The organism is Rahnella sp. Larv3_ips, from assembly GCF_003697865.1.
In the GTDB taxonomy this organism is placed as follows: Bacteria; Pseudomonadota; Gammaproteobacteria; order Enterobacterales; family Enterobacteriaceae; genus Rahnella; species Rahnella rivi.
Genome location: NZ_MJIB01000013.1, coordinates 33,185 through 56,822, shown reverse-complemented (window position 1 = coordinate 56,822; position 23,638 = coordinate 33,185). Strand labels below are relative to the sequence as shown.

General features: G+C 54.3%; 20 protein-coding genes and 4 tRNA genes. 7 read left to right on the top strand and 17 right to left on the bottom strand.

All coding sequences use genetic code 11. From position 1 onward, the window contains the following. Positions 1-90 precede the first annotated feature (90 nt). Together ED901_RS16140 and rarD are read left to right on the top strand one after the other, a co-directional pair. On the top strand, positions 91-573 hold the full coding sequence (locus ED901_RS16140) for a thioesterase family protein (RefSeq protein WP_056772249.1): 483 nt from the start codon (positions 91-93) through the stop codon (positions 571-573). 91 nt (positions 574-664) lie between these two features. Beyond that, positions 665-1,573 carry an EamA family transporter RarD gene (rarD, locus tag ED901_RS16135; protein ID WP_122096517.1) on the top strand — a complete coding sequence of 303 codons (909 nt, stop codon included), beginning with the start codon at positions 665-667 and terminating at the stop codon, positions 1,571-1,573. 66 nt (positions 1,574-1,639) lie between these two features. Here rarD and corA read toward each other — a convergent pair whose 3' ends face one another. Continuing rightward, on the bottom strand, positions 1,640-2,590 hold the full coding sequence (corA, locus tag ED901_RS16130; RefSeq protein ID WP_056772255.1) for a magnesium/cobalt transporter CorA: 951 nt from the start codon (positions 2,588-2,590) through the stop codon (positions 1,640-1,642). A gap of 419 nt (positions 2,591-3,009) precedes the next feature. Here corA and ED901_RS16125 point away from each other — a divergent pair, with 419 nt between their 5' ends. Continuing rightward, positions 3,010-3,486: a WbuC family cupin fold metalloprotein gene (locus tag ED901_RS16125; protein WP_056772260.1), complete on the top strand. Its 477-nt coding sequence runs from the start codon at positions 3,010-3,012 to the stop codon at positions 3,484-3,486. Between the two features lie 40 nt (positions 3,487-3,526). Here ED901_RS16125 and uvrD read toward each other — a convergent pair whose 3' ends face one another. The 7 genes from uvrD to ED901_RS16090 form a co-directional block, all read right to left on the bottom strand. Then, positions 3,527-5,689, bottom strand: a complete 2,163-nt coding sequence (gene uvrD / locus ED901_RS16120; protein WP_056772262.1) for a DNA helicase II — start codon at positions 5,687-5,689, stop codon at positions 3,527-3,529. Positions 5,690-5,786: 97 nt separating this feature from the next. Next, entirely contained in the window at positions 5,787-6,503 is a 717-nt protein-coding gene (gene yigB, locus ED901_RS16115; protein WP_056772265.1) for a 5-amino-6-(5-phospho-D-ribitylamino)uracil phosphatase YigB, read from the bottom strand. Further along, a complete protein-coding gene (gene xerC / locus ED901_RS16110) occupies positions 6,503-7,414 on the bottom strand; it encodes a tyrosine recombinase XerC (protein WP_122096516.1) in 912 nt (303 codons plus the stop codon). Before xerC ends, yigB begins: the two co-directional genes overlap by 1 nt. Beyond that, a complete protein-coding gene (locus ED901_RS16105; protein ID WP_056772269.1) occupies positions 7,411-8,115 on the bottom strand; it encodes a DUF484 domain-containing protein in 705 nt (234 codons plus the stop codon). Before ED901_RS16105 ends, xerC begins: the two co-directional genes overlap by 4 nt. Then, positions 8,112-8,936 (bottom strand): diaminopimelate epimerase, encoded by an 825-nt coding sequence (gene dapF, locus ED901_RS16100; protein ID WP_056772273.1) that lies wholly within the window; start codon positions 8,934-8,936, stop codon positions 8,112-8,114. The genes ED901_RS16105 and dapF overlap by 4 nt, the downstream gene beginning before the upstream one ends. A gap of 97 nt (positions 8,937-9,033) precedes the next feature. Continuing rightward, complete coding sequence (locus tag ED901_RS16095; protein WP_122096515.1) at positions 9,034-9,237, bottom strand: lipoprotein; 204 nt, start codon at positions 9,235-9,237, stop codon at positions 9,034-9,036. Between the two features lie 158 nt (positions 9,238-9,395). Next, on the bottom strand, positions 9,396-11,954 hold the full coding sequence (locus tag ED901_RS16090) for a class I adenylate cyclase (RefSeq protein ID WP_056772276.1): 2,559 nt from the start codon (positions 11,952-11,954) through the stop codon (positions 9,396-9,398). Between the two features lie 330 nt (positions 11,955-12,284). On the opposite strand from ED901_RS16090, the gene hemC reads away from it, so the two are divergent. From hemC to hemY, 4 genes are read left to right on the top strand one after another with little or no spacing between them, the layout of a single operon-like run. Continuing rightward, positions 12,285-13,226, top strand: coding sequence for a hydroxymethylbilane synthase (gene hemC / locus ED901_RS16085; protein WP_056772280.1), 942 nt, complete (start codon positions 12,285-12,287; stop codon positions 13,224-13,226). After that, on the top strand, positions 13,223-13,972 hold the full coding sequence (gene hemD, locus ED901_RS16080) for a uroporphyrinogen-III synthase (protein ID WP_056772283.1): 750 nt from the start codon (positions 13,223-13,225) through the stop codon (positions 13,970-13,972). Before hemC ends, hemD begins: the two co-directional genes overlap by 4 nt. A gap of 13 nt (positions 13,973-13,985) precedes the next feature. Beyond that, on the top strand, positions 13,986-15,137 hold the full coding sequence (hemX, locus tag ED901_RS16075; RefSeq protein ID WP_122096514.1) for a uroporphyrinogen-III C-methyltransferase: 1,152 nt from the start codon (positions 13,986-13,988) through the stop codon (positions 15,135-15,137). A 3-nt stretch (positions 15,138-15,140) separates the two neighbouring features. After that, complete coding sequence (hemY, locus tag ED901_RS16070) at positions 15,141-16,337, top strand: protoheme IX biogenesis protein HemY (RefSeq protein ID WP_056772290.1); 1,197 nt, start codon at positions 15,141-15,143, stop codon at positions 16,335-16,337. 608 nt (positions 16,338-16,945) lie between these two features. On the opposite strand, the gene ED901_RS16060 is transcribed toward hemY, so the two are convergent. The 9 genes from ED901_RS16060 to wzxE form a co-directional block, all read right to left on the bottom strand. Beyond that, positions 16,946-17,022 (bottom strand) — tRNA-Pro (locus tag ED901_RS16060). A 61-nt stretch (positions 17,023-17,083) separates the two neighbouring features. Continuing rightward, positions 17,084-17,169, bottom strand: a tRNA-Leu gene (locus ED901_RS16055). Between the two features lie 31 nt (positions 17,170-17,200). Then, positions 17,201-17,276: transfer RNA gene (locus ED901_RS16050), tRNA-His, on the bottom strand. Positions 17,277-17,348: 72 nt separating this feature from the next. After that, positions 17,349-17,425 (bottom strand) — tRNA-Arg (locus ED901_RS16045). A 143-nt stretch (positions 17,426-17,568) separates the two neighbouring features. After that, the gene (locus tag ED901_RS16040; RefSeq protein ID WP_056772293.1) at positions 17,569-18,963 is read right to left on the bottom strand and encodes an amino acid permease; all 1,395 of its coding nucleotides are present in this window, start codon (positions 18,961-18,963) and stop codon (positions 17,569-17,571) included. A 241-nt stretch (positions 18,964-19,204) separates the two neighbouring features. After that, complete coding sequence (gene wecG, locus ED901_RS16035; protein WP_122096512.1) at positions 19,205-19,948, bottom strand: lipopolysaccharide N-acetylmannosaminouronosyltransferase; 744 nt, start codon at positions 19,946-19,948, stop codon at positions 19,205-19,207. Beyond that, complete coding sequence (wzyE, locus tag ED901_RS16030; protein WP_122096511.1) at positions 19,938-21,311, bottom strand: ECA oligosaccharide polymerase; 1,374 nt, start codon at positions 21,309-21,311, stop codon at positions 19,938-19,940. Before wzyE ends, wecG begins: the two co-directional genes overlap by 11 nt. Continuing rightward, a complete protein-coding gene (locus ED901_RS16025) occupies positions 21,308-22,390 on the bottom strand; it encodes a TDP-N-acetylfucosamine:lipid II N-acetylfucosaminyltransferase (protein ID WP_122096510.1) in 1,083 nt (360 codons plus the stop codon). Before ED901_RS16025 ends, wzyE begins: the two co-directional genes overlap by 4 nt. Continuing rightward, a complete protein-coding gene (wzxE, locus tag ED901_RS16020; RefSeq protein WP_122096509.1) occupies positions 22,387-23,637 on the bottom strand; it encodes a lipid III flippase WzxE in 1,251 nt (416 codons plus the stop codon). Before wzxE ends, ED901_RS16025 begins: the two co-directional genes overlap by 4 nt. Position 23,638: the final 1 nt, after the last annotated feature.

Genomic DNA, 23,638 nt, shown 5'->3' with positions numbered 1-23,638 from the left:
GAATTCCTCGCCTCCGGCACTTAAGATCAACATTCCATTAACTCTTTGCGCGACTATAGCGCTCTTGTCGTTTGGATCAGGAAACCTTTCATGTCTGCGTCATCCCTAAGCCACGAAGCTGCTCTGCAACTGATTGGTAATATTTTCGTTTATGACATGCCTTTTAACCGCGAACTCGGTCTGGAACTTAAACGTCTCGACTGCGATTACGCGGAGCTGAAATTTGCCAATCAGACCAAACTGGTCGGCAACGCTGCGCAAAAAATCTTACACGGTGGCGTTATCGCGGCCGTGCTCGACGTCGCGGCCGGGCTGGTGTGCGTGACCAGCTCGCTCATCCGGCGCGATAAACCCGATCATCCTCTGCTTGAGGCTGAAATGCGCCAGCGGTTAGCAAAAATGGGCACCGTCGATTTACGCGTCGATTATCTTCGCCCCGGCCGTGGCGACTTCTTCATCGCCTCTGCCAGCCTGATCCGCGCCGGAAATAAAATCTCTGTGGCCCGCGTCGATCTGCACAACGACAGCGGCATTCATATCGCGACCACCACGGCGACCTACATGGTCGGCTAAAATCTGCTTAACACGTTGCTGAAAAAGAAATCTGGCAGCGTAAATCAGGTACACTCGCGATCCGTTAATCTCTTTCTTTTCAGGTACCCACATGGATGCACAACGTACCCGGCAAGGCGTTATTTTTGCCTTTATCGCCTATTTGATTTGGGGGATCGCACCGGCGTATTTCAAGCTGATCAAAGAAGTGCCCGCCGATGAAATTCTTACCCATCGGGTGATCTGGTCCTTCTTCTTTATGTTAGTGCTGCTGTCCGTCAGCCGCAGCTGGGGCGATGTCCGGCGGGTGCTGGCACAACCTAAGAAAGTCGGCATGCTGCTCGTCACCGCGCTGTTTATCGGGGCGAACTGGCTGATTTTTATCTGGGCGATCAATAACAATCACATCCTTGAAGCCAGCCTCGGTTACTTTATCAGCCCGCTGGTGAATGTCGTGCTGGGCATGCTGTTTTTGCGCGAAAGGTTCCGAAGTTTGCAATGGCTCGCCGTGGTTCTGGCGTTCGCCGGTGTGCTGATCCAGGTCTGGATGTTTGGCTCAGTGCCGATTATCGGGCTGGGACTGTCGCTCACCTTCGCTTTTTACGGGCTGCTGCGTAAGAAAATCGGCGTGGATTCCCAGACCGGTATGCTGATCGAAACGCTTTGGCTGCTGCCGCTGGCGGGCATTTATCTGTTCTTTATCGCCAACAGCCCGACCAGTAATCTGTCGGCTAATCCGTGGTCACTGGATTTACTGCTGATGGCTGCCGGGATTATCACCACTATCCCTCTGCTGTTCTTCACGGCGGCGGCGGCGCGTCTGAAGTTGTCGACGCTGGGCTTTTTCCAGTATCTCGGCCCGACGCTGATGTTCCTGCTGGCGGTGGTGTTCTACGGCGAAACCGTAAATACCTCGCAGCTCATCACCTTCGGCTTTATCTGGGTGGGGCTGCTGTGCTTTATCACTGACGCGCTCTATACGCAGGGCCGCCTGCGCCGGGGCGTGACGGCAAAAGCCTGACCGATCGAAAAAGCCCCTCTCCGTTTTTGCGGTGAGGGGCTTTTTTATTGGCTAAATAACAGAACGTTACAGCCAGTTTTTGCGCTTGAAATACAGGTAAGGCGCCAGACCCGCGAGGATCATCAACCCGATCGCCCCCGGATAGCCAAACGCCCATTTCAGCTCAGGCATGAATTCGAAGTTCATCCCGTAGCTGGATGCCACCAAGGTTGGCGGCAGGAAAACGACCGATACCACCGAGAAAATCTTGATGATGCGGTTCTGCTCGATGTTGATAAAACCCATCGCCGCCTGCATCAGGAAGTTCACTTTCTGGAACAGGGATTCGTTATGGGGCAGCAGGGATTCGATATCGCGCAACACTTCACGCGCCTGCTCCAGCTGGCCTGCCGGCAAACGCGCTTTCCGCACCAGGAAATTCAGGGCGCGCTGAGTATCCATCAGACACAAACGGACTTTCCAGCCGATATCTTCCAGCTCTGCCAGCGTGGAGAGCGCGGCGTCATACTCATCGCCCTGATGCCCTTCCATGATCACGCGGCTGAGTTTTTCAAGATCGCTGTAGATGTTTTCGATTTCATCCGCCAGCTGTTCGATTTTGGTTTCGAACAAATCCAGCAGCAGTTCGTAGGCATTGCCGTCGACCAGCGTCTGGTTGCGGGCACGCATACGGTAAAGACGAAATGCCGGTAATTCGCGTTCACGCAGGGTATACAGACGGCCTTCGCGCACGGTGAATGCGACGGTGCTGTTACCGGCGTGGTCTTCGGCATCTTCATAATAAAAGAAGGAGTGAATGTGCAGGCCGTCTTCATCTTCGAAGAAACGCGCCGAGGCTTCGATGTCATCCAGCTCGGGACGTGTTGCCAGGCTTTGCCCTAATTCATGTTGAACGCGTTCGCGCTCTTGCTCATCAGGCTCGACTAAATCTACCCACAATGAGGTTTTGAGATCGTCTGCCTCGTCCAGCTCTAAACGGGATAAGCGGCTGTTTTCTAATTTAAAAGCACTCAGCATGTGCCCGTTCTCCCAAGAATTACAGAAAGTGGACAACGCGTTGAAGCACAGAAAATCACGGGGCGAAAAGAGTCACCGGCGTAATTCAGACCAAATTCAGATCTGACTCACAGCGACAGAACGGGGGTCGCTGACAACCACTAAGGCCATCAGCAAAGAGGAGGGCCTTAGAAGTGGTACCTAATGAACAGGTTATTGAGCCAGTATCTACTGGGTGTGTCCAAGGCGAAGTTCCTCATTGATAATAGTGCGCGCATGTTACGCCGGGAATAAAAAGACTGTCAACCGCCAACAAATCTAATCTGGCAACATTTCGGCATAAAAATCTTGCTCAGATGATAACCTTTACTGACTTATGTCTGACCGGTTTTTTGGCTACACTCAGAGGCCTGATCCCTCCTCCTTTCCAGAAGCCAACAATGATTAAGCAGATTTCCCAAGACACACTGTGCGACCTGATCACCCAGGCTGCGCATTCTCCCCGCCTGCGTCAGAATCTGAACATTCATCCTGCGCCGGAAGATGACGTACAGCGCCTGGCGATTGCGATGGAGCCGGGCACTTACGTGCGCATTCACCGCCATCCGCATACCTGGGAAATGCTGACCGCGCTGCGCGGGCGTTTTCTGGTACTGATTTACGATAACAGCGGCAAAGTCACTGAACGTCTGTGGCTCGGCGCAGAAACCCGTCTGCTGGAAATCCCGGCCAATACCTGGCACAGCGTATTATCCCTCGACGAAGGCGGCGTGATTTTTGAAGTGAAACGCGGCGCGTATCAACCCGTTCAGGAACAAGACTGTCTGCCAGGCACCCCGCCGGAAGGCGAAGAAGGCGTAAAAGACACGCTGAAATGGTATGCGACAGCGGAAGTGGGTGAGGTTTTTAGCCTTTAGTTCTTTGCTCTTCCCCCTGCGAAGGGGGAAGAGTTAAAAATCAAACGGCTTCGAGGCGAGCATAAGCGGCGACCAGCCACTTAATCCCTTCCCCCGGGAATGCGACTTGCAGACGGCTGTGTTCGCCGCTGCCTTCCATATTGACGATGGTGCCTTCACCGAATTTAGGATGTACCACGCGCTGGCCGAGTTTGAAACCGGTGTCGCTGACGCTGGTCGGCGTGCCGACGCTGCGGTTGCTCATCGGGCGGGAGACGTTAGCCCGCATTCGTACTTCCTCTACGCAGTCCTCAGGCAGTTCACCGACAAAACGTGAAGGACGGTGCGACACTTCCTTGCCGTACAAACGTCGGGTTTCGGCGTAGGTCAGGGTCAATTTTTGCATGGCGCGGGTCACGCCCACGTAAGCCAGACGGCGTTCTTCTTCCAGACGGCCACTTTCTTCCAGCGACATCTGGCTCGGGAACATGCCCTCTTCCATACCGACGATAAAGACCTGCGGGAACTCCAGCCCTTTGGCTGAGTGCAGCGTCATCAGTTGCGCAGCATCCTGATTCGCATCGGCCTGACCTTCGCCCGCTTCCAGCGCGGCATGAGACAGGAACGCCTGCAATGGCATCAGATCTTCGTCTTCATCCTGATAGCTGAACTGACGCGTTGCCGTCACCAGTTCCTCTAAGTTTTCGATACGTGCCTGGCCTTTCTCGCCCTTTTCCTGCTCATACATGATGAACAGGCCGGAATCTTTAATCACCCGGTCAGTCTGCACGTGCAGCGGCATATCGGCGGTTTCATGTGCCAGCGCGTCCACCAGTTCGGTAAAGCGTTGCAGCGAAGAGGCTGCACGGCCCGCCAGGGCTTTGTCCTGCAACAAGGCACGCGTTGCCTGCCACATCGTCAGCTGACGGTCACGCGCGGTATGCCGCACCACGTCAAGCGTCCGGTCGCCAATGCCGCGCGTCGGGGTATTCACCACGCGCTCAAAGGCGGCATCGTCATTGCGGTTCGCCATCAGGCGCAAATAGGCCAGTGCGTCTTTGATTTCCTGACGATCGAAGAATCGCTGACCGCCGTATATGCGGTACGGCATCGCCATCTGCAATAACGCTTCTTCCAGCACGCGCGACTGGGCGTTGCTGCGGTAAAGAATGGCGCAATCTTTCAGCGCGCCGCCGTTGTCCTGCCAGGTTTTGATGCGGTTAACCACAAAGCGCGATTCATCCAGCTCATTGAACGCGCAATACAGGGAGATCGGCTCGCCCTCGCCGTCTTCGGTCCACAGGTTTTTGCCCATACGGCCGCTGTTGTTTTCAATCAGCGAGTTGGCGGCTTTCAGAATGGTGCTGGTGGAGCGGTAATTCTGCTCCAGACGGATGGTTTCCGCATTCGGGAAATCTTTCAGGAAGCGCTGAATATTTTCGACCTGCGCACCGCGCCAGCCGTAGATCGACTGGTCATCGTCGCCGACAATCATCACGTTATTGTTGTCGCCTGCCAGCAGGCGGATCCACGCGTACTGAATGCTGTTGGTGTCCTGGAACTCGTCCACCATCAGGTTGGTAAAGCGTTCGCGGTAATGTTGCAGGATATGCGGCTTGTTCAGCCAAAGCTCATGGGCGCGCAATAACAGCTCGGCGAAATCCACCAGCCCGGCGCGGTCGCAGGCTTCCTGATAGGCCTGATAAATCCGCAACCAGGTCGCTTCAATCGGGTTGTTATAGGTTTCGACGTGCTGCGGGCGCAGACCTTCATCTTTTTTACCGTTGATGTACCACATGGCCTGACGCGGCGGCCATTGTTTATCGTCGATGTTCAGCGCTTTGATCAGACGTTTAATCAGACGCATCTGGTCGTCGCTGTCGAGGATCTGGAAATCCTGCGGCAGTTTGGCATCCAGATGATGTGCACGCAGTAAACGGTGTGCAAGCCCGTGGAAAGTACCGATCCACATGCCGCCCTGACTGGTGCCGATCAGCTGATCGATACGGTGGCGCATTTCCGCCGCCGCTTTGTTGGTAAAGGTGACGGCCATTATCGAATACGGCGAGCAATTCTCCACCGACAGCAGCCACGCAATACGGTGAACCAGTACGCGGGTTTTGCCACTGCCTGCCCCGGCCAGCACCAACAGATTGCTGCGCGGCGCGGCCACGGCTTCACGTTGTTTTTCATTGAGGCTGTCGAGCAGGTCAGAAACGTCCATAGGCACCGTTTGTCAGAATGAGAAAAGCACTCACGCGATCAATGCCGCCGTGAACGCTTTTCTACTGTGAATTTATACAGAGTATTTAATGAAGGGATTATAGCAATGCTGTCAGCGATGCCAACTGCGAAATCTCAATATGCGGTAACAGACGGGCATCGCGGATGTGCATCAGGTTGCCTTCACGCAGGTTTATCCAGCACGCCTGCATCCCGCAGGCCACGGAACCCGCCACGTCGGTGGTGAGATCGTCTCCCACATGCAGAATATTTTCCAGCGGGATATCGAGCTTCATCGACGCCTTTTTATACATGTCGGCGTAAGGTTTTGCCCGGCCATGATCGCCCGCGCGCAAGGTGAACTGGAAATACTGCGCCAGACCACAGGCGTGCGGATCGGCGTTGCCGTTGGTGATCGCCACTAAAGGCCAGCGTTCGGCCAGCGCCGCCAGTGCGTCGTGGTTTTCGCCGGGAACATAAATCCGGCTGCGCCACTTCGCGAAGGTTTCCATCGCCACTTTAGTGCCATGCTTCGCATCGTCATCACTCAGACCCGCACGGGTCATGGCCAGATGCACCGCCTGACGTCGCCATTCGGTCACGTCGTGATAAATCTCTGCGTCCTGCGCCAGTAATTCTGTGCGCATCTGACGGATCGCATCCGGCGACATGTCTGCCAGCGCGGGGTGAAAGCCCTGAATAGACTTCAGGGTTTCAGTATCGGTACGGCGGATAACGTCGTAGTTGTCGTACAGCGTATCGTCTAAGTCGAATGTGATCGCTTCAATGCGTTTCAGCGGCCGATAGAACTTCATCAGGTTTTGCCTCGTTTTGCGCGGGGATGGGCGGCATCGTATACCGTCGCCAAATGTTGAAAGTCGAGGTGGGTATAGATCTGGGTCGTGGACAGATTCGCGTGACCCAGCAATTCCTGCACGGCACGCAGATCGCCACTCGATTCAAGAACGTGCGTCGCAAAGGAATGCCGCAGTTTGTGCGGATTAATGTGGCTGTTCACACCCTGTTTGACGCCCCACTCAGCAAAGCGTTTCTGGACGTTTCGCGCTGAAATGCGGTTGCCTTTACTGGATAAAAACATCGCGTCGTCCTGCGGACCAAACAGCGTGCGACGCGCCAGCCAGTGTTCGAGCCAGGTGACTGCGGTACGGCCAATCGGCACTTTACGCTCTTTGCTGCCTTTCCCCAGCACGCGGACTTCACCGGATGCCATATCGACGTGTTTGCAGTCGATGCCAACCAGTTCCGATAAGCGGATCCCGGCGCCGTACATCACTTCCAGCATTGCGCGGTCGCGGACGGAAAGCGGATCGTCGAGATTGATTTCCAGCAGCTTATTCACTTCATCGACGTCGAGATTTTTTGGCAGATGCTTGGGGGACCGCGGCGTTGAGATGCCTTTCGCGGGATTGGCGCTCAGGACGCCCTGACGTACCAGCCAGTCCAGGAGACTGCGCAGCGAAGACATCCGCAGCGCCAGACTCGCCGGGCCTAACCCTGCGCGTTTGCTGCGCGCCAGCAGCATGCGGACTTTGGGCGCGTCAAGCTGTTGCCAGTCGGAAACACCGATTTCAGCGGCCATCGCGATCAGCGCATCTAACTGACGGCTGTAATTGGTGGAGGTCAGCGGACTGAGCTGACGCTCGACGTGCAGATAACGCAGAAACGCCTCGACTGCAGGATAGAGAGGCGATTCGGTATGATTCATACCCGTTCGATCCAGCGTTCCAGTAAACCGGGCAACATTTTTGCCAGCTGGTCGAGCAACACGGTGCCCATGCCAGGCTGATAATGTTGCGGGTCACGGCTGCTGAAAATCAGCACGCCCAGTTCACCCTGTTCGCCCATCAGCGATAACGCGACTGAACCGACCGCTTTCGCTTGCGGTAAAAGCAGCAGTAATTCCGGGCCGTTCAGGCTGCCGAGATAATGCGGCGTTTCACCCAGACGCTGAATGCGCATGGATTCGAACGCGCTGCGGCTGACGGCCAGATGAGTAAAGTCAGACGGCGCGCCAATGCGCCAGCTCTCGCCGAACAGGCGCACGTTAGCCCCCGCCAGGCCGAGCGTACGGGCCCAGCGTTGCAGGCGGTTCAGCATATCCTGCAAACCGCTGGCGGCGGCGAGCGTGGCCTGGAGTTCGATCATTCGCCCGAAAAGGGATTCATTGATCGAGGCCTGCTCCATCAGCAGCGTAATCTCTTCTTCAAGCTGAGCAATCTGATGACGCTGACGCCCGAGTTGCCACTCCACCAGCGAAGTGCTGCCTTTCACCGGATGCGGTACGTGCATTTGCTCGACGCTGCGCGCATTGCGAATAAAGAAATCCGGGTTTTGCAGCAGATACTGCATCACGCTGTCGTCGTCGAGTGCTATCACCGGGTCAATCTGGTCATCAAGATTGTTCATAGATGAATAAATCCGTCGTAAACATGAGTGGCAGGTCCGGTCATATACAGCGGATGACCCGGCCCTTGCCAGCGAATATCGAGGCTGCCTCCCGGCAGTTCCACCTGTACTTCCTCTGCAAGCAAACCTTGCTGAATGCCGATAGCGACCGCAGCACAGGCACCGCTTCCGCACGCCTGTGTTTCGCCTGCACCACGCTCGTACACGCGCAGTTTCACGCTTTCCGGGCTGATTATCTGCATGAATCCTACGTTCACGCGCTCCGGGAAACGCTCATGGCTTTCAAGTATTGGCCCGAGCAACTCCACTTCCGCTGTCAGTACGTCTTCAACCTGCAATACGCAGTGCGGGTTACCCATCGAGACAACACCGCAAAATACTGTGCGCTCTTCAGCCCGCAGAATATAGGTCTTTTCCGGTTTCGCCGCGCGGAAAGGCACCTGCTGCGGTTCGAAAACAGGCTCGCCCATGTTCACCTGCACGGTTTCATCTTCGGTGACGGTCAGCGTCATGCGGCCGGTCTGTGTACTGACACGGATATCACGTTTGTTGGTCAGACCTTTGATACGGACAAAGCGGGCGAAACAACGCGCGCCATTGCCGCACTGCGCAACTTCGCTGCCGTCAGCGTTGAAGATGCGGTAATGAAAATCTAATTCAGGATCGTAAGGTGGCTCTACCACCAGCAGCTGGTCAAAACCTACGCCACGGTGGCGATCGGACAAACGGCGGATCAACTCAGGGGAGAAATAGACATTTTGAGTCACGGCGTCAACAACCATAAAGTCGTTGCCCAGACCGTGCATTTTGGAGAACTGCATAACTGACTCCGTTTACCGCTGGTCAAATCCAGTCGCGATGATCCCTTCATGATGTGGACCCGGCAGAAAACTGCCGGAACCTTAGCCCGCAGGCTGATTAATCTCTGGAATTCGTCGAGAGTTTTTCTGGTGATACACCTTTTTGCTGCGAGGAACCGTCGTTGCTGGTTCCCGGAACCTGACTGGTTTTCTGCGTAGAAGATTTATCCGCAGGCGGGAAATACAACGGCCCTTTCAGTCCGCAACCGGAGAGAGAAAATAATATCGTCGCGGCCAGAGACCAGCGTAAAGCGTTTTTCATTTTATGAATGCCCGTAATTCATGCGACCAAGGCCTCTATAATCGCAGGTGGATCATGAAAAGCAACAGGAATCGATAAAACCCGCAGGCACACTTTCAGGATTTAAAGAGAAGGAAAGCCAGAGAATCTGCCGCGTGCAGGCGGTACATCACGCTTTTCTAATGCAGCTGGAATTGCTGTTTCAGCCGCGAAGGTTCGATCTCGCTCTCGGGCGGTGGAGCGCAGACTGCGGATAACGCATTGCTGCGAAAAGGGATCACCTGAATACGATCGTCGAGCGACACAATCTGGTAGAACTGCGGCAAGTTGAAGTTAATAAAGCTGGAGCCGTAAGTGAAACGATCATGGGAAGACGAATAGAAACGGCTGACGTCGCGCACCAAATCTTCTTTGCTGCCTTCGCAATGGTGATAAACCTCTACGCGGTTCGACTCATCGAGAATATAGATGTTAAAGCCAATATCGTCTGAGCTGTCTTCAAAGAAGAACTGAATGATCCCTTCACTGGCATAGCCGTCAATCACCGCCGGCAGGTGCGCCTGATCGGTCTGTAACTTCACGGATAAACCGTGCAGCTTGTTGTTAGAGATCGCACCGTAGAATTCAATCGCATTTTCCAGCTTCTGCACCGACACGCTCAGGCGCTCGAAGAACAGACCCCAGGTTTGCCCGGCAACGCGCACGGCTTTGAACCGGCCCGGTTCGAGGCGTTTGCTCGACAGACGCAGCTCGATGCACTCGGTGACCAGTTGCTGAATACGCGTGCGGATAAGACCGCGCAGATGCTGGCTGTAGCAGAACACTTCCACTGACTCCGGCGGCGCAGCGTCCTGATGCATTTTGCCCAGAATGGTTTTCAGCGCTTCGAGAACCGCCTGCTCGCCGCTGAAATGCAGTGTTCGCACTTCATTCCACGAGTTGCGATAAAGCAGATCAATGCTGCCCACCATGCATTCCTGATTCTGCCCAAAGCTGAAGACATCCAGCTTACGGAAATCAAAATGCACAACCTGATTACGGAAGGCGGCAGTCGGATCATGCTCAAGGTTGACGATAATCGCCAGATGCCGGATTTCACACGGGCTGTACAACGCTTTCGGCGTCGGCGCAGCCAGTCGCAGCGGGAAATTGTGTGAAACATCCGCCACCAGCTCGCGCAATTTGGCGATATCACACAGGCCGCCACTTTTAATGTGCAGCCGCGTGGTGGAGGTCAGCAGACCATTGAAATAGGCCCATGCCACCAGTTTATTCAGGTAACGGTTATATTCCAACGGCTGATGACTGACGATCGATTCCATCGACGGCGACTGATTATACAGATACCAGCCCGTGCGGTTGGCGCGGCCAATCGGTACATGAATAAAGGTTAAATCGTTCTCTGACAGGTCGGGCGAAATCTGCGGGTTAACCAGCGTGACTTTTCCCGGCAGCGCTTCGAAGGCGGCGTACAACTTACGGGTCAGCACGCCAATATCCTGCGGGCTGGCACTGACGCTTAAATTGTTGCGACGGGCAAAGCGGATCAGATTGCGATAACTTTGCATCATCGCATCGAGCAATTCGTTGTGAGCTTCGCGCACCCGTTCGATTTTCCAGTTCGCCCGGTTATCCAGAATCGCCAGACGCTCTTCGTCCCAACCCCATTCCGCCACCAGCTGGCTGAGAATTTCACGACGCCAGCCCACCGACGCACGGGCGCGGGAGAGTTTTTCGCAGACTTTTAAATAGAAACAGCGGCGGACTAAATCAAGGCGGGTCGTATCTTCAATCTGGGTCAGGTAACGGGTCACTCGGTCGAGCATCATACAATAGGAATCAAGCCCGAAGCAGACGATTTCCCCCTGATGCAGACGCTGTTTGATGTCCATAGCCAGTAACTGCGTTTGAGGATATTCCCAGGAATAGGCTTCCAGCAGCAGGGTTTTCAGCACGGCTTTGTAGGGCGAATCGATGCTTTTATACAGCTGCCACAGGCTGGCGCCGAAATACTCTTCCGCCGACAGGGTACTGAGCCCGCCAAGATCGAGCCATTCATTTGGCGTCAGCGCGCCCTGGGCGTAAAGCGAAAGCACGTATTCATCGTAATGCGCTTCTTCTTCACCCGGCACCATATTCCACAGAATACGCTTACCGCCCATCCGCACCGCGGTACGGTAGAATTCATCAAGCAATAAGATGTACTGAGTGGAACCGCAATCCTCACCGCCCAGACTGCCACTTTCATTGTGGCGGAAACGGTTTTCGTCGATCAGGAAGAAGCTGACTTCCACGCCCAGCGAGGCGGCCCATTTTTCCAACAGGCTGCATTTCTGCTGTAAGCGGTTGCGTTCTTCATTATCAAGCCAGGACTGATGGCAGACCCAGATATCCAGATCGGAACTCTGACTTTGCCCAATAGATGAGGTGCTGCCCATCGAATAGACGCCGGTGATCGGCAATTCGCCTTTCGCCAGAGGCTCAAGCGCGCTGCCCCATTTGTCTTCGAGGTCAGTCAGATAGGTTTTTTGAGAGTCATCAGGCGTGAAAAGGCAGATACCATGCGGAACCTTACCTTCAAGGTATCCCGGTATCAGAGGGTGATGATGATGTAGAAAGACGGGAAGCAACGTGTAGACCTGTTGAAACGCAGGACCCATTGCCGCCAGTGCACGATCGACTCGTAACTGGTTGATCGCATCCAATCTTTGCTTCAGTGTCTCGATGTAGAGGTACAAGACGTTTCGCCTGATTATTCAGTGTCTGGAAAGAACCCCGTTCCAAATCCGTCATTTATCGTGATGCTTATGCTTTGAACAACCGCGATTGTGCAAATAGTTGACGAATTATTGCTGGAAACGTGATCAATTTAACACCTTGCTGATTGACCGTAAAGAAAGTAACGCACCACAATTACTCTTCCGCTTCTCTCGATTTTACCGTTTGCCGTCAAACAGAACAAATCTCCTTTACGACCGTTACCCTTCTTTTACGAATGGCTTCTTACGCTGACAGCTTTCTATTGTCAGTGGTAGGATGGTCACAGAGACAGATAAACGGTAACAAAAATGTTAGACAAAATCATTCGAATTGCCACCCGCCAGAGCCCGCTGGCTCTGTGGCAGGCACAATATGTTCAAACTCAGTTAATGGCTTGTCATCCCGGTTTGCAGGTTGAACTGGTTCCTATGGTCACGAAAGGCGATATCATTTTAGATACTCCTCTGGCCAAAGTGGGCGGCAAAGGTTTGTTTGTGAAAGAACTTGAGCTGGCGATGCTCGATGGCCGCGCGGATATTGCCGTACATTCCATGAAAGATGTACCGGTAGAATTCCCCGAAGGCTTAGGTCTGGTGACCATTTGTGAACGTGAAGACCCGCGCGATGCGTTCGTCTCCAATCACTACGCCAGTCTGGCTGAATTACCGCACGGCAGCGTGGTCGGGACCTCAAGCCTGCGCCGCCAGTGTCAGTTGCGTCAGCAACGTCCCGATCTGCACATCCGCGATTTACGCGGCAACGTCGGTACGCGTTTATCCAAACTCGATAACGGCGATTATGATGCCATCATTCTGGCGGTCGCCGGGCTGAAACGCCTTGGCCTGGAGAGCCGTATCCGTGCTGCGCTGACGCCGGAAGAGTGTCTGCCTGCGGTCGGACAAGGTGCTGTCGGTATCGAATGCCGTCTCGACGATCATTTCACCCGCGAATTGCTTGCTCCTCTGGCGCACCGTGAAACGACCTTGCGCGTTCAGGCGGAACGCGCCATGAATATGCGTCTCGAAGGCGGATGTCAGGTGCCTATTGGCAGCTATGCCGAACTCGACGGCGACGAGCTGTGGTTGCGCGCACTGGTTGGCGCGCCGGACGGTAGTCAGATGGTGTGCGGCGAACGTCGCGGCCCGGCAGCCAATGCAGAAAGCATGGGCATTGATCTGGCGGATGAATTGCTGGCGAATGGCGCGCGTGAAATTCTGCAAGAGGTCTATCAGGGGAACGCACCAAAATGACCATTCTGGTAACCCGTCCTTCTCCGGCAGGAGAAACGCTGGTCAGTCGGCTGCGCGCTCTGGGTCGGGTCGCCTTCCATTCTCCGCTCATTGAATTTGCGCCGGGGAACCAACTCGCATCGCTGCCGAACCTGCTATCCTCATTAGATCAGCAGGATCTGGTGTTTGTGCTTTCACAACATGCCGTGAATTACGCCGATCGCGCATTACGACAGTCTGCTACCCGCTGGCCGGACACACTTTGTTATTACGCGATTGGCCGTACGACGGGCCTGCTGTTCCATCGTGCCAGCAGTCTGCCGGTTCTCTATCCTCAGGACAGCGAAACCAGCGAGACATTACTGAATCTTCCGTCATTGCAACGCATTCAGGGCAAGAAAGCGCTGATACTGCGTGGCAACGGCGGGCGCGAAAAGCTGGCGGAAACGCTGACTGAACGCGGTGTTGAAGTGTCGTACTGCGAGTGTTATCAACGCAGCCCGATTCACTACGATGCCAGTGAGCAAAGCGCCGTCTGGCAACGTGCCGGCGTAGATACGCTGGTGGTCACCAGCGGCGAAATGCTGCAACAGCTGTACCAGTTAGTTCCTGATTACTACCGACATTCATGGTTACTGCGCTGTAGCCTGGTGGTGGTCAGCGAACGTTTGGCAACCCTTGCCCGCCAGCTCGGCTGGCACGCTATTCGGGTTGCCGAGAATGCAGACAATGATGCGCTGATTCGCGCATTACAATTACCTGACTAAGGGATGTGCCAAAATGACGGAACAAAAAAATCCTTCCGTACCGGATGATGAGATTGTTATCGCCCCGGCGGTTGAGAGCCCCCAGCCAGATGCTTCCGTACGGGATCAGGAGATGAAGACGTTGCGTAAAAAACAGCGTACCGCACCGGTATTAGGCGCTATCGCCATTGTGTTAGTGATCGCGCTTGGCGCCGGTCTTTACTATCACGGGCACCAGCAGGCGCTGGCCAAAGCCGCTTCTGATGAAGCACTTTCTGAACAACTCGACGCCCTGCAAAAAAGCCAGCAACAGGACAAACAGCAAATCGCGACCTTGTTGGCTCAACAGGATAAAAACCAGCAAACCGCCGATCGTCAGCAGGCCTCATTTGGCCGTCAGCTGAATGAACTCCAGGATAAAGTCGCCAGCATTTCCGGCAGCGATGCTAAAACCTGGTTACTGGCTCAGGCTGATTATCTGGTGAAACTGGCGGGCCGCAAACTGTGGAGCGATCAGGATGTCACCACGGCCGCAGCGCTGCTGAAAAGCGCGGATGCCAGCCTGGCAGATATGAATGATCCAAGCCTGATCGACGTTCGCCGCGCACTGAATGAAGACGTGAGCAGCCTGTCTGCGGTAACGCAGATTGATTTCGACGGCATCATTTTGAAACTCAACCAGCTGTCTAATCAGGTGGATAACCTGCGTCTGGCCGACAATGATAATGACGATTCGCCGATGGACAGCGACAGCACCAGTCTTTCTGGTTCACTGACCGAATGGCGTCAGAACCTGACCAAAAGCTGGCACAACTTTATGGATGATTTCATCACCATCCGTCGTCGTGATTCCACCGCAGAACCCCTGCTGGCACCTAATCAGGACGTCTACCTGCGTGAGAATATCCGCTCAAGACTGCTGATTGCCGCACAGGCTGTACCGCGCCATCAGGATGAAGTGTATACACAGTCGCTGGAGAGCGTATCGACATGGGTACGGGCGTATTTTGATACCACAGATCCTTCGACCAAAGCCTTCCTCGAGGAGCTGGACAATCTCAGCCAGCAATCCATTTCGATGGACGTGCCTGATCAGCTGAAAAGCCAGCCGATGCTGGAAAAACTGATGCAAACCCGCGTGCGTAACCTGCTTCAGCAGCCCGCCGCCGCAACGCAGGGGGAATAACGCATGTTACGAGTTTTCGTGTTATTCCTGATTGTGTTTGCCGGGATTATCGTCGGCCCGATGCTGGCCGGTCATCAGGGTTATGTGCTGATCCAGACCGATAACTACAACATTGAAACCAGCGTGACCGGCTTAGTGATTATGCTGATCGTTCTGGTTCTGGTGCTGTTCTTTATCGAATGGATCCTGCGGCGCGTTCTGCGCACCGGCGCACGCACACGCGGCTGGTTTGCCGGGCGTAAAAGTTCTAAAGCGCGTAAGCAAACCAAAGAAGCCATGCTCAAACTGGCAGAAGGCGATCACCGCAAAATGGAGAAATTGCTGGCGCGTAATGCCGACCATGCCGATCAGCCGGTGGTGAACTACCTGCTGGCAGCAGAAGCGGCGCAACAGCGTGGTGACACCATTCGCACCAATCAGTATCTGGAACGTGCTGCTGAAATCGCGGATACCGACCAGATGCCGGTGGACATCACCCGCGTACGCATCCAGCTGGCGCAGGGCGAAATCCACGCTGCACGCCATGGCGTGGATCGTTTGCTCGGTCAGTCGCCGCGCCATCCGGAGATCTTACGTCTGGCAGAACAGGCATTTCTGCGTACCGGCGCCTACGGGTCATTGCTGGAGATTCTGCCTTCTATGGCGAAAGCGGATATTCATACCGATGACGAAATCCGCGTCCTGCAGGAGCAGGCTTATATCGGCATGATGAACCAGCTGATGGCGGAAGAAGGCAGCGATGGCCTGAAGCGCTGGTGGAAAGACCAGAACCGTAAAACCCGTCATGAAGTTGCCCTTCAGGTGGCAATGGCGACGCATCTGATTGAATGTAACGATCAGGATCTGGCGCAGGAAGTGATTCTCGACGGGCTGAAACGCCAGTATGACGAACGTTTGATCGCACTGATGCCGAAACTGCGTTCCGGCGATCCGGAGCAGCTGGAAAAAACATTACGGAATTTGATCAAGCAAAATGGGACATCGCCATTGCTGAGCAGCACGCTCGGTCAGTTGCTGATGAAGCATGGGGAATGGCAACAAGCGAGCGAGGCCTTCCGTGAAGCGCTGAAACAGCGTCCTGATGCGTATGATTACGCCTGGCTGGCAGATGCGTTGGATAAGCTTCATAAACCGGCTGAAGCGGCGGAGATGCGCCGTGCAGGGCTGATGTTAACCCTGAACAATTCGCAGCAACCGTAACAATCTTGCTGTCTGTTAAGGCTCCTTCTGGAGCCTTTTTTATGCCTGCGCTAAATTTCAGGCAAAAAAAACACTTGTCTGAAGGACAAGTGTCTAAAAACAATCAGGTCTAGGACAACAGATTTAGTGCCTCACTCAACGTTTTGCCTTCTGGGTGATAGCGCTTGCGCGTTATCGGTCAGGATGACAATAGGCACTGTAAATTGGCTCTGCATCATTCCCAGGTTTATGAAGCCGGAGCAAACATAATGGGTGGAATGAGCATCTACGGCGGGAATATTGCAGGACGCGTGCCAGAATGGCAAGCATCTGTTTATAATTTTTTATCGCACTGATAATTAACAACTTTATTTTTATAACACACCGGCGCTCTGTTTCTCAGAAGGCGGATACGCTCCGGCAATCCCCCATTCTGTCGCCAGTGAACGACGCAGAAATGTCAGCTTAGGTGAGTCCTTATTTATCAATAAGATAAGTGTCTCCTGAAAGAGACAGAGAAAAGTGCGTATGTCGCAGATAAACAACAAGACCAGGAAGAGACGTGAGAGCAGTTTTTTAAAAGCAGAAAACAAAAAGCCCTGCATTTCTGCAGGGCTCTTTATTTGAATTGGTCGGCGAGAGAGGATTCGAACCTCCGACCCACTGGTCCCAAACCAGTTGCGCTACCAAGCTGCGCTACTCGCCGATGTCGTGCATCTTACTACTTCTTGACGCTAACTGCATCATTTAAATGCATTTTGTGTGTGTGGTGCGAAGGGAGGGACTCGAACCCTCACATCCAAAGGACACTAACACCTGAAGCTAGCGCGTCTACCAATTCCGCCACCATCGCATGTCACATTCACAAAATCATTTAAAAAATTTGGGGTGGCTAATGGGGCTCGAACCCACGACAACTGGAATCACAATCCAGGGCTCTACCAACTGAGCTATAGCCACCATTTCAAACTCTTCTACATCGTGGACTGCTTAACTTCAAACAAGACCACCGCAACTCTAGCGCAAACTTAATGGTGCGCCCGACAGGATTCGAACCTGAGACCTCTGCCTCCGGAGGGCAGCGCTCTATCCAGCTGAGCTACGGGCGCTTAGCGCCGTTGCGGGTGGGGATACTACGGTTTTAACGCATGGCTGTCTAGTGCTTTTTTTCAGAAATATTGCGTTTGATTACGCTTTGTCCAATACGCATTAAAAGTAAGCGCCCAACCTCCCCCACCCATGACTTAAGACGCTATTTTGCCTTTTCTGCCGTCAGCGCAGCACGCTTATGCATGCCGAGGCCGAAGTATATCAGTGACACTCCCGCGATGAAAATCCCGCCTACCAGCAAAGAAATTCGCGTATCCGGGTTAATTGCCATACCCACGAGCACGCAGGCCAGGAAAATCAGCGTCAGATAATTGGTATAAGGGAAGAGAATCGATTTAAACGGGTGGTTCTTCAATTTCTCTTTATGCGCTTCACGAAAACGCAACTGACTAATCAGTACCACAAACCACGGCACCATTCCCGGCAGAACACTGGCGCTGTAAACGTAAACAAAGACTTTCTCCGGATTCGGGATCAGGTAATTCAGGCACGAACCGACCAGCAAACACAAAATCGTGATCGCGATACCGTAAACAGGGACGCCGCTTTTTGAGACGTTGCTCAGGAATGCGGGCAGTTGGCGATTCTTCGACAATGCATAGAGCATGCGCCCGCAGCTGTACATTCCGCTGTTACAGCCGGAGAGCGCCGCCGTCAGCACCACAAAGTTGATGATACCTGCCGCCGAGGCAATGCCGATCTTCGCGAACGTCAGGACGAACGGGCTGCCGTGGGTGCCCATTTCGTTCCACGGGAAGATGGTGATGATGACGAAAATGGCACCGACGTAGAAAATCAGGATCCGCCACAGGATGTTATTGATGGCGCGTTTAAGCGTCACCTGTGGATTTTTCGCTTCACCGGCGGTAATTCCCACCAGTTCGACGCCCTGATAGGACGCCACGACGATACACAGCGCAAAAAGGAAACCTTTCCAGCCTCCGGCGAAGAAGCCGCCGTGCGCAGTCAGATTCGCAAAGCCCACCGGCTCGCCGTGATTACCGAAGCCGAAGAAGATCACCGCCAGACCGACCACAATCATCACAATAATGGTGGTGATTTTGATCAGCGCAAACCAGAACTCCATCTCACCGTAGAGTTTCACCGCGGCCAGGTTGGCCGCTGCGACAATCGCCACGGCCATCAGCGCCGGGATCCACTGCGGTAATTCCGGGAACCAGTATTGTGCATAAACACCGATCGCGGTGATTTCAGAAATCCCCACCGCAATCCACATAAACCAGTAACTCCACGCCGTCAGATAGCCATAGTAAGGCCCGAGGTATTTATGTGCGTAGACCGCAAACGAACCGGCCACCGGCTCCAGATGCAGCATTTCGCCCATCGAACGCATGATAAAGAAGACAAAAATACCGGCCAGAATGTACGCCAGTAAAACAGAAGGCCCCGCCCATTTCAGGGTGCTCGCCGCGCCCATAAACAGCCCGACACCGATGGTACCGCCCAGGGCTATCAGCTCAATGTGTCTGGCTTCCAGCCCCCGGTGTAGCCCACCCTTTTCTTCTTGATTCGCCATAATTCCTCTGTTTCTCAGTGTTGTGTTTGCCTTCCGGAATGACCGGAATGTTATTTTTTTATTGTGATAATGCCCGCATGGGGCGGAAAAACGGCGTTATGGTTCCGCATTTCAGGATGAGTTGCAAACCACAATTGAGAAAGATACGCATCAGTAGACACGGAGGGATGTAAGAGAGGGTAAGCGAAGGTGAGAAATGAGAGGTAAAACGCCGCGCTGAAAATCAGTCGCGGCGCAAGTTTTACAGACGGCCTGTGTAGTAATAACGGACGAATTTGAGGAGTTTCAGTTGACGGCGCAGACGGCTGGGTTGGGAAATCAGGCGATACAGCCACTCAAGCCCCATCTTCTGCCAGATCTTAGGGGCACGCTTCACGTGGCCGGTAAACACATCATAAGTGCCACCGATGCCCATATACAGCGCATCCGGATGTACCCGGCGGCAATCACGCATCAGGATTTCTTGTTTCGGCGAGCCCATTGCCACCGTCACAATGGCCGCCCCGCTGGCTTTGACTCTTTCGAATAAGGCCTCGCGCTGGTCGGGAGTGAAATATCCGTTCTGGCTGCCCGCAATATTGACGTTCCACTGCGCACGCAGTTTGTCTTCGGTTTGTTGGAGAATGTCCGGTTTGCCGCCGATCAGAAACACCGGCGTACCTTCTGCGCCTGCGCGCTGCATCAGGCCTTCCCACAAGTCTGCCCCGGCAATGCGCGACACCCTGGCCTGCGGATATTTCTTGCGGATAGCGCGGACGATGCTGATACCGTCGGCGTATTTGTATTCGGCTTCACCTATCAGCGTGCTGAGCTCCGGATTACTTTCAATGGTCAGCACTTTTTCAGCATTTATCGCCACCAGCGCACCGGTTTTCACCTGACGACCGGCAAACAAATAATCAATGAAATGCGCCATATCGCGAAAGCCCCAGAGGCGAATCCCGCGGATGTCATAGTGTGGAATGGTATTATTTTCAGAGTTCATTAGCTTTCCCTACAGCGACCGTCGCGACACGGTGTTCCCGGCGCGGCATCTTGGCGCGGATAAGCCCTGCGGCGTCCAGCATCCAGTACAACATTTTGGCCGCGACCAGACAGGCCCCGAACACGACACAGAAAAAGACCACACGGGAAAAGAACGAGTCCACCCCTTCCCTGGCCAGCACGATAATATTGAAAACGGCACCGAAACAGAAACTTTGCAAAATGGCTGCTTTATATATGTTGGTGTCGGCTTTGCCTTTCTCATACAACCAGTCAAACCATTTGATGATCATCCCCACTGCGACAGCCCCCAGCGGAATAAACCATACGCCGCCCATGACGACCAGTGAACCAATCAGCGTCGGGGAGATCGCCAGGCCGGAATGGTTATCCAGCACTTCCCAGGTGAAATAGTTGGCGGAGTTAAGAACAATGCTCGGGCGGTCATGCCATAACCAGCTTGGGATAAACACGTAGAAATCTCGCACGATAGGCGCCAGCCCCTGGAAGCTGATTTTGTCGTAATTCTGCAACAGCAGCCCCAGGTTTTCCCACGGTGAGAACGTATCGCGCGTCAGGTACAGGAAAGTATAAAACGCCTCCGGCCCGCTGACGTTCAGACCGTAGCGCTTCAGCGCCAGCCAGAACATCCCGACAATTCCGAGCACGCCTGCTGCCGCCAGCATCCACAACGATATCCATCCACGGACAATCCCGATAAACAGAAACAGTGCGAAGGCGATGATGATATTGGCACGCGTGCCGCCCACGATCACATACGTGAGGAAACCAAAGGCAACGGTGCTGGCGAGGAAAAACAGCCAGCGGCGGACGTCGGGTTTCAGGAAAAACAGCACCAGCATGGCCGGAATGAAGAAATAGAAGAAGCGTTTGAGCGCCACGCCCGAGACGTCACTGGAGAAAATCTGGCTGTACGACTTCAGCTTAAACAGTAAAAAACCGTTGTGCATAAAGAAGATCGACACCGTCACCACGGCAATCAGCGCCAGCAAAATCCAGGTCAGGTGAGTTTCCACCCGGTTCATGGTAAATATCGGGCGCGACGGGCCGTCATGTTTCGCCTTCAGCCGCGTTTTATAACAGACATAGTAAATGCCGTAGAAGCAGGTCGCGGCCAGCATGGCTTGCAACAAGTTTTCCACCGGCACCACTTTGACGTCAAACTGGAAAACCAGCAGACAGGTCAGCGGAAATCCGAAGTAAAACGTCAGCAGATACAGCAGCGAAAACAGGACGTTGAAATTGAACCGCACCCGGCGAAATTCTTTGTAGGTCAGCGTCAGTATAAACAGCAGCGAAAGCGCATAAACCACAGACAGGCCGCCTAACTGTGCCAGCGTCATGATGCTTCTCCCGCCGCCAGCAACAACGCCTGTTGCCAGCCCGTGACGTAGTTTGGATTGAAGAAAGCGATGTTCTGCCGGTCAGTATTGAGCAACTGCCTGCGTGCCTCTGCCACGGTTTTCGCATCCAGAGCATCACCGTAGAACAACACCGGAAGATGCTGTTCCGCCAGATCCTGCCAGAACGGATTCTGGCGGCTGACCACAAAAGGTACGCCGAACTGAATCAGTAAACACTGCGTGCCAATCGCCTGCTGACGATCGAAAATAAAATAGCCCAGCGAGCAGCGGCGCAGCACGTTGAGGTAATCCTCAAAGGCCATCGCATCCGTCAGCAGTTCCACCTGAGCAGGGGCAAACAGTGCCAGCGCTTCGGCCCGCACCTGTTCGATATAAGCCTGATTATTGGCCGGATAGCCCATCGGGATAATCACGCGGATATCTGCGCCGAACTGCTGATGCAGCGAACGCAGCGCTTCAATGTGGCGATTACTGCGGTCGCCGGAATTCCCGACCAGCACCGTCATCGGCCCTTCGGGCTCCGGGATGTCAGACGGCTGCGTCAGCGCAGGATCCATCCGGGTCGGGAAATAGAGCAACGACGACGGCACCCGCGGGTGACGTTGATGAAAATGAATCAGGTCGCCGCGCGTACCGAAAACATGTCCAATACGGCCCTGCGCCAGACGGCGCAGAAGATAGAACAGACGGAATTTCAGGCTACCCGCAGATTCATACAAATCTGCGCCCCAGATATGCCAGCTGACCTGCTGCGATTTGATTTTGCCGGTCAGAATAGCCAGCCAGAGCGTCGGGTTAAATTGCCCGTGAAAGAAAAAATGGTGCATCCGTTCTTGCGCGCGGGTGATCACCGCGGCCGCCAGCGATTTTTTATCCGGATATACGCGGATATCCAGACGCGAGAATTCAGCAAACGCCGAGGCATCTTTCGCGGCCACCATAAAATGGCAGATCAGTTTTTCAGGCGCGCACTCAGCCAGTACGTCATTAAAGAAGCGCAGTACGGTGACATTATGGTGGGGAATGTCAGATCCCAAAACGTGAATCAGCGTTGTCATGCTCGTCTACGATAAAGAAGGAATACGGTGCAACACAGGGCGAAATAGACGATGTAAGTCGCCATATAGGCCTGAGCCGCGCCCAGAGAACCGTGAATCGGGATCAGCCAGTGTGAAAATCCGGTCAGTAATGCGAACTGGCTGATTTCAGTCAGCACGTAAAAACGCAACGACGCACGGGCGATCACCAGATAACCAAACACATACGAGCCGACTTTCAGCACATCACCGACCAGCTGCCAGGCAAACAAATCGCGCATCGCCATAAACTGTTTGGAGAACAGCAACCAGATGGCGAAATCGCGCAACAGCCAGACCGAAAAACTGACGGCGGCCACGGCGGGCAGCACGAATTTCAGCGACCTGACGATCTCCTGAGAAATCGCCTGTTTATCCTTGAGTCGCGACAGCGTCGGCAACAAATAAACGCTGAAAGAGGCGGTGATAAATTGCAGGTACGCATCAGAAATACTGCTGACACCCTGCCAGATCCCCACTTCTTTCCAGCTGTAATGCTCCGCGAGAAGATTTCGCATCATCACGTACGCCACCGGAATAGTGACAGAGGTGATCAGCGCCATCAGCGTAAATTTGCCCAGATGGCTGGCGATAAAGCGATCCCAGCCCGGTTTCAGATACCGCAGCGGAAAAGGTTTACGCCGCCACAGCATGCCGCCGGCAGGCAGAATCACCAGCGCAGGCACCAGCGCCAGCCCGGCCAGCGCGCCCTCATAGCCACCCAGTTTGAAACACAGTGCGAAGGCCAGTAACCCGATCAGGCTGCCGCCGATCACGGCCAGCGCGTTGCCTGCCGCATCGCGATAGCCTTTGAGGATCGCCTGAAAATAGTTGGCGTAGGCGATGCCCATCTGGATAAAAGCCACGGCGCGAACCACGGCCTGATAGCGATCGTGCCCGAACAGGCCAACGCTGACCGGCGCCGCGGCCAGCAGAAAAACCGCGGCCAGCAGCGTCGAAAACCCTAAAATCAGCGATGACGACGTGCCCAGCACGGCACTGAGGCGCTCAGGATTTTCATGGTGTTCGGCGACGTATTTGGTGACGCCATTGAAAATTCCGGCGCCGGACAATACACCGAGCACCGTGACCATCTGACGGAAATTGCCTGCCTGACCGACGCCCTCAGGGCCGAATGCCACCGCCAGCAGTTTCACCACCAGCAGCCCGGCACCGATTTTGATGAGCGTGGAACCGGCGGTCCAGACTGATGCTTTTGCCAGCGACATA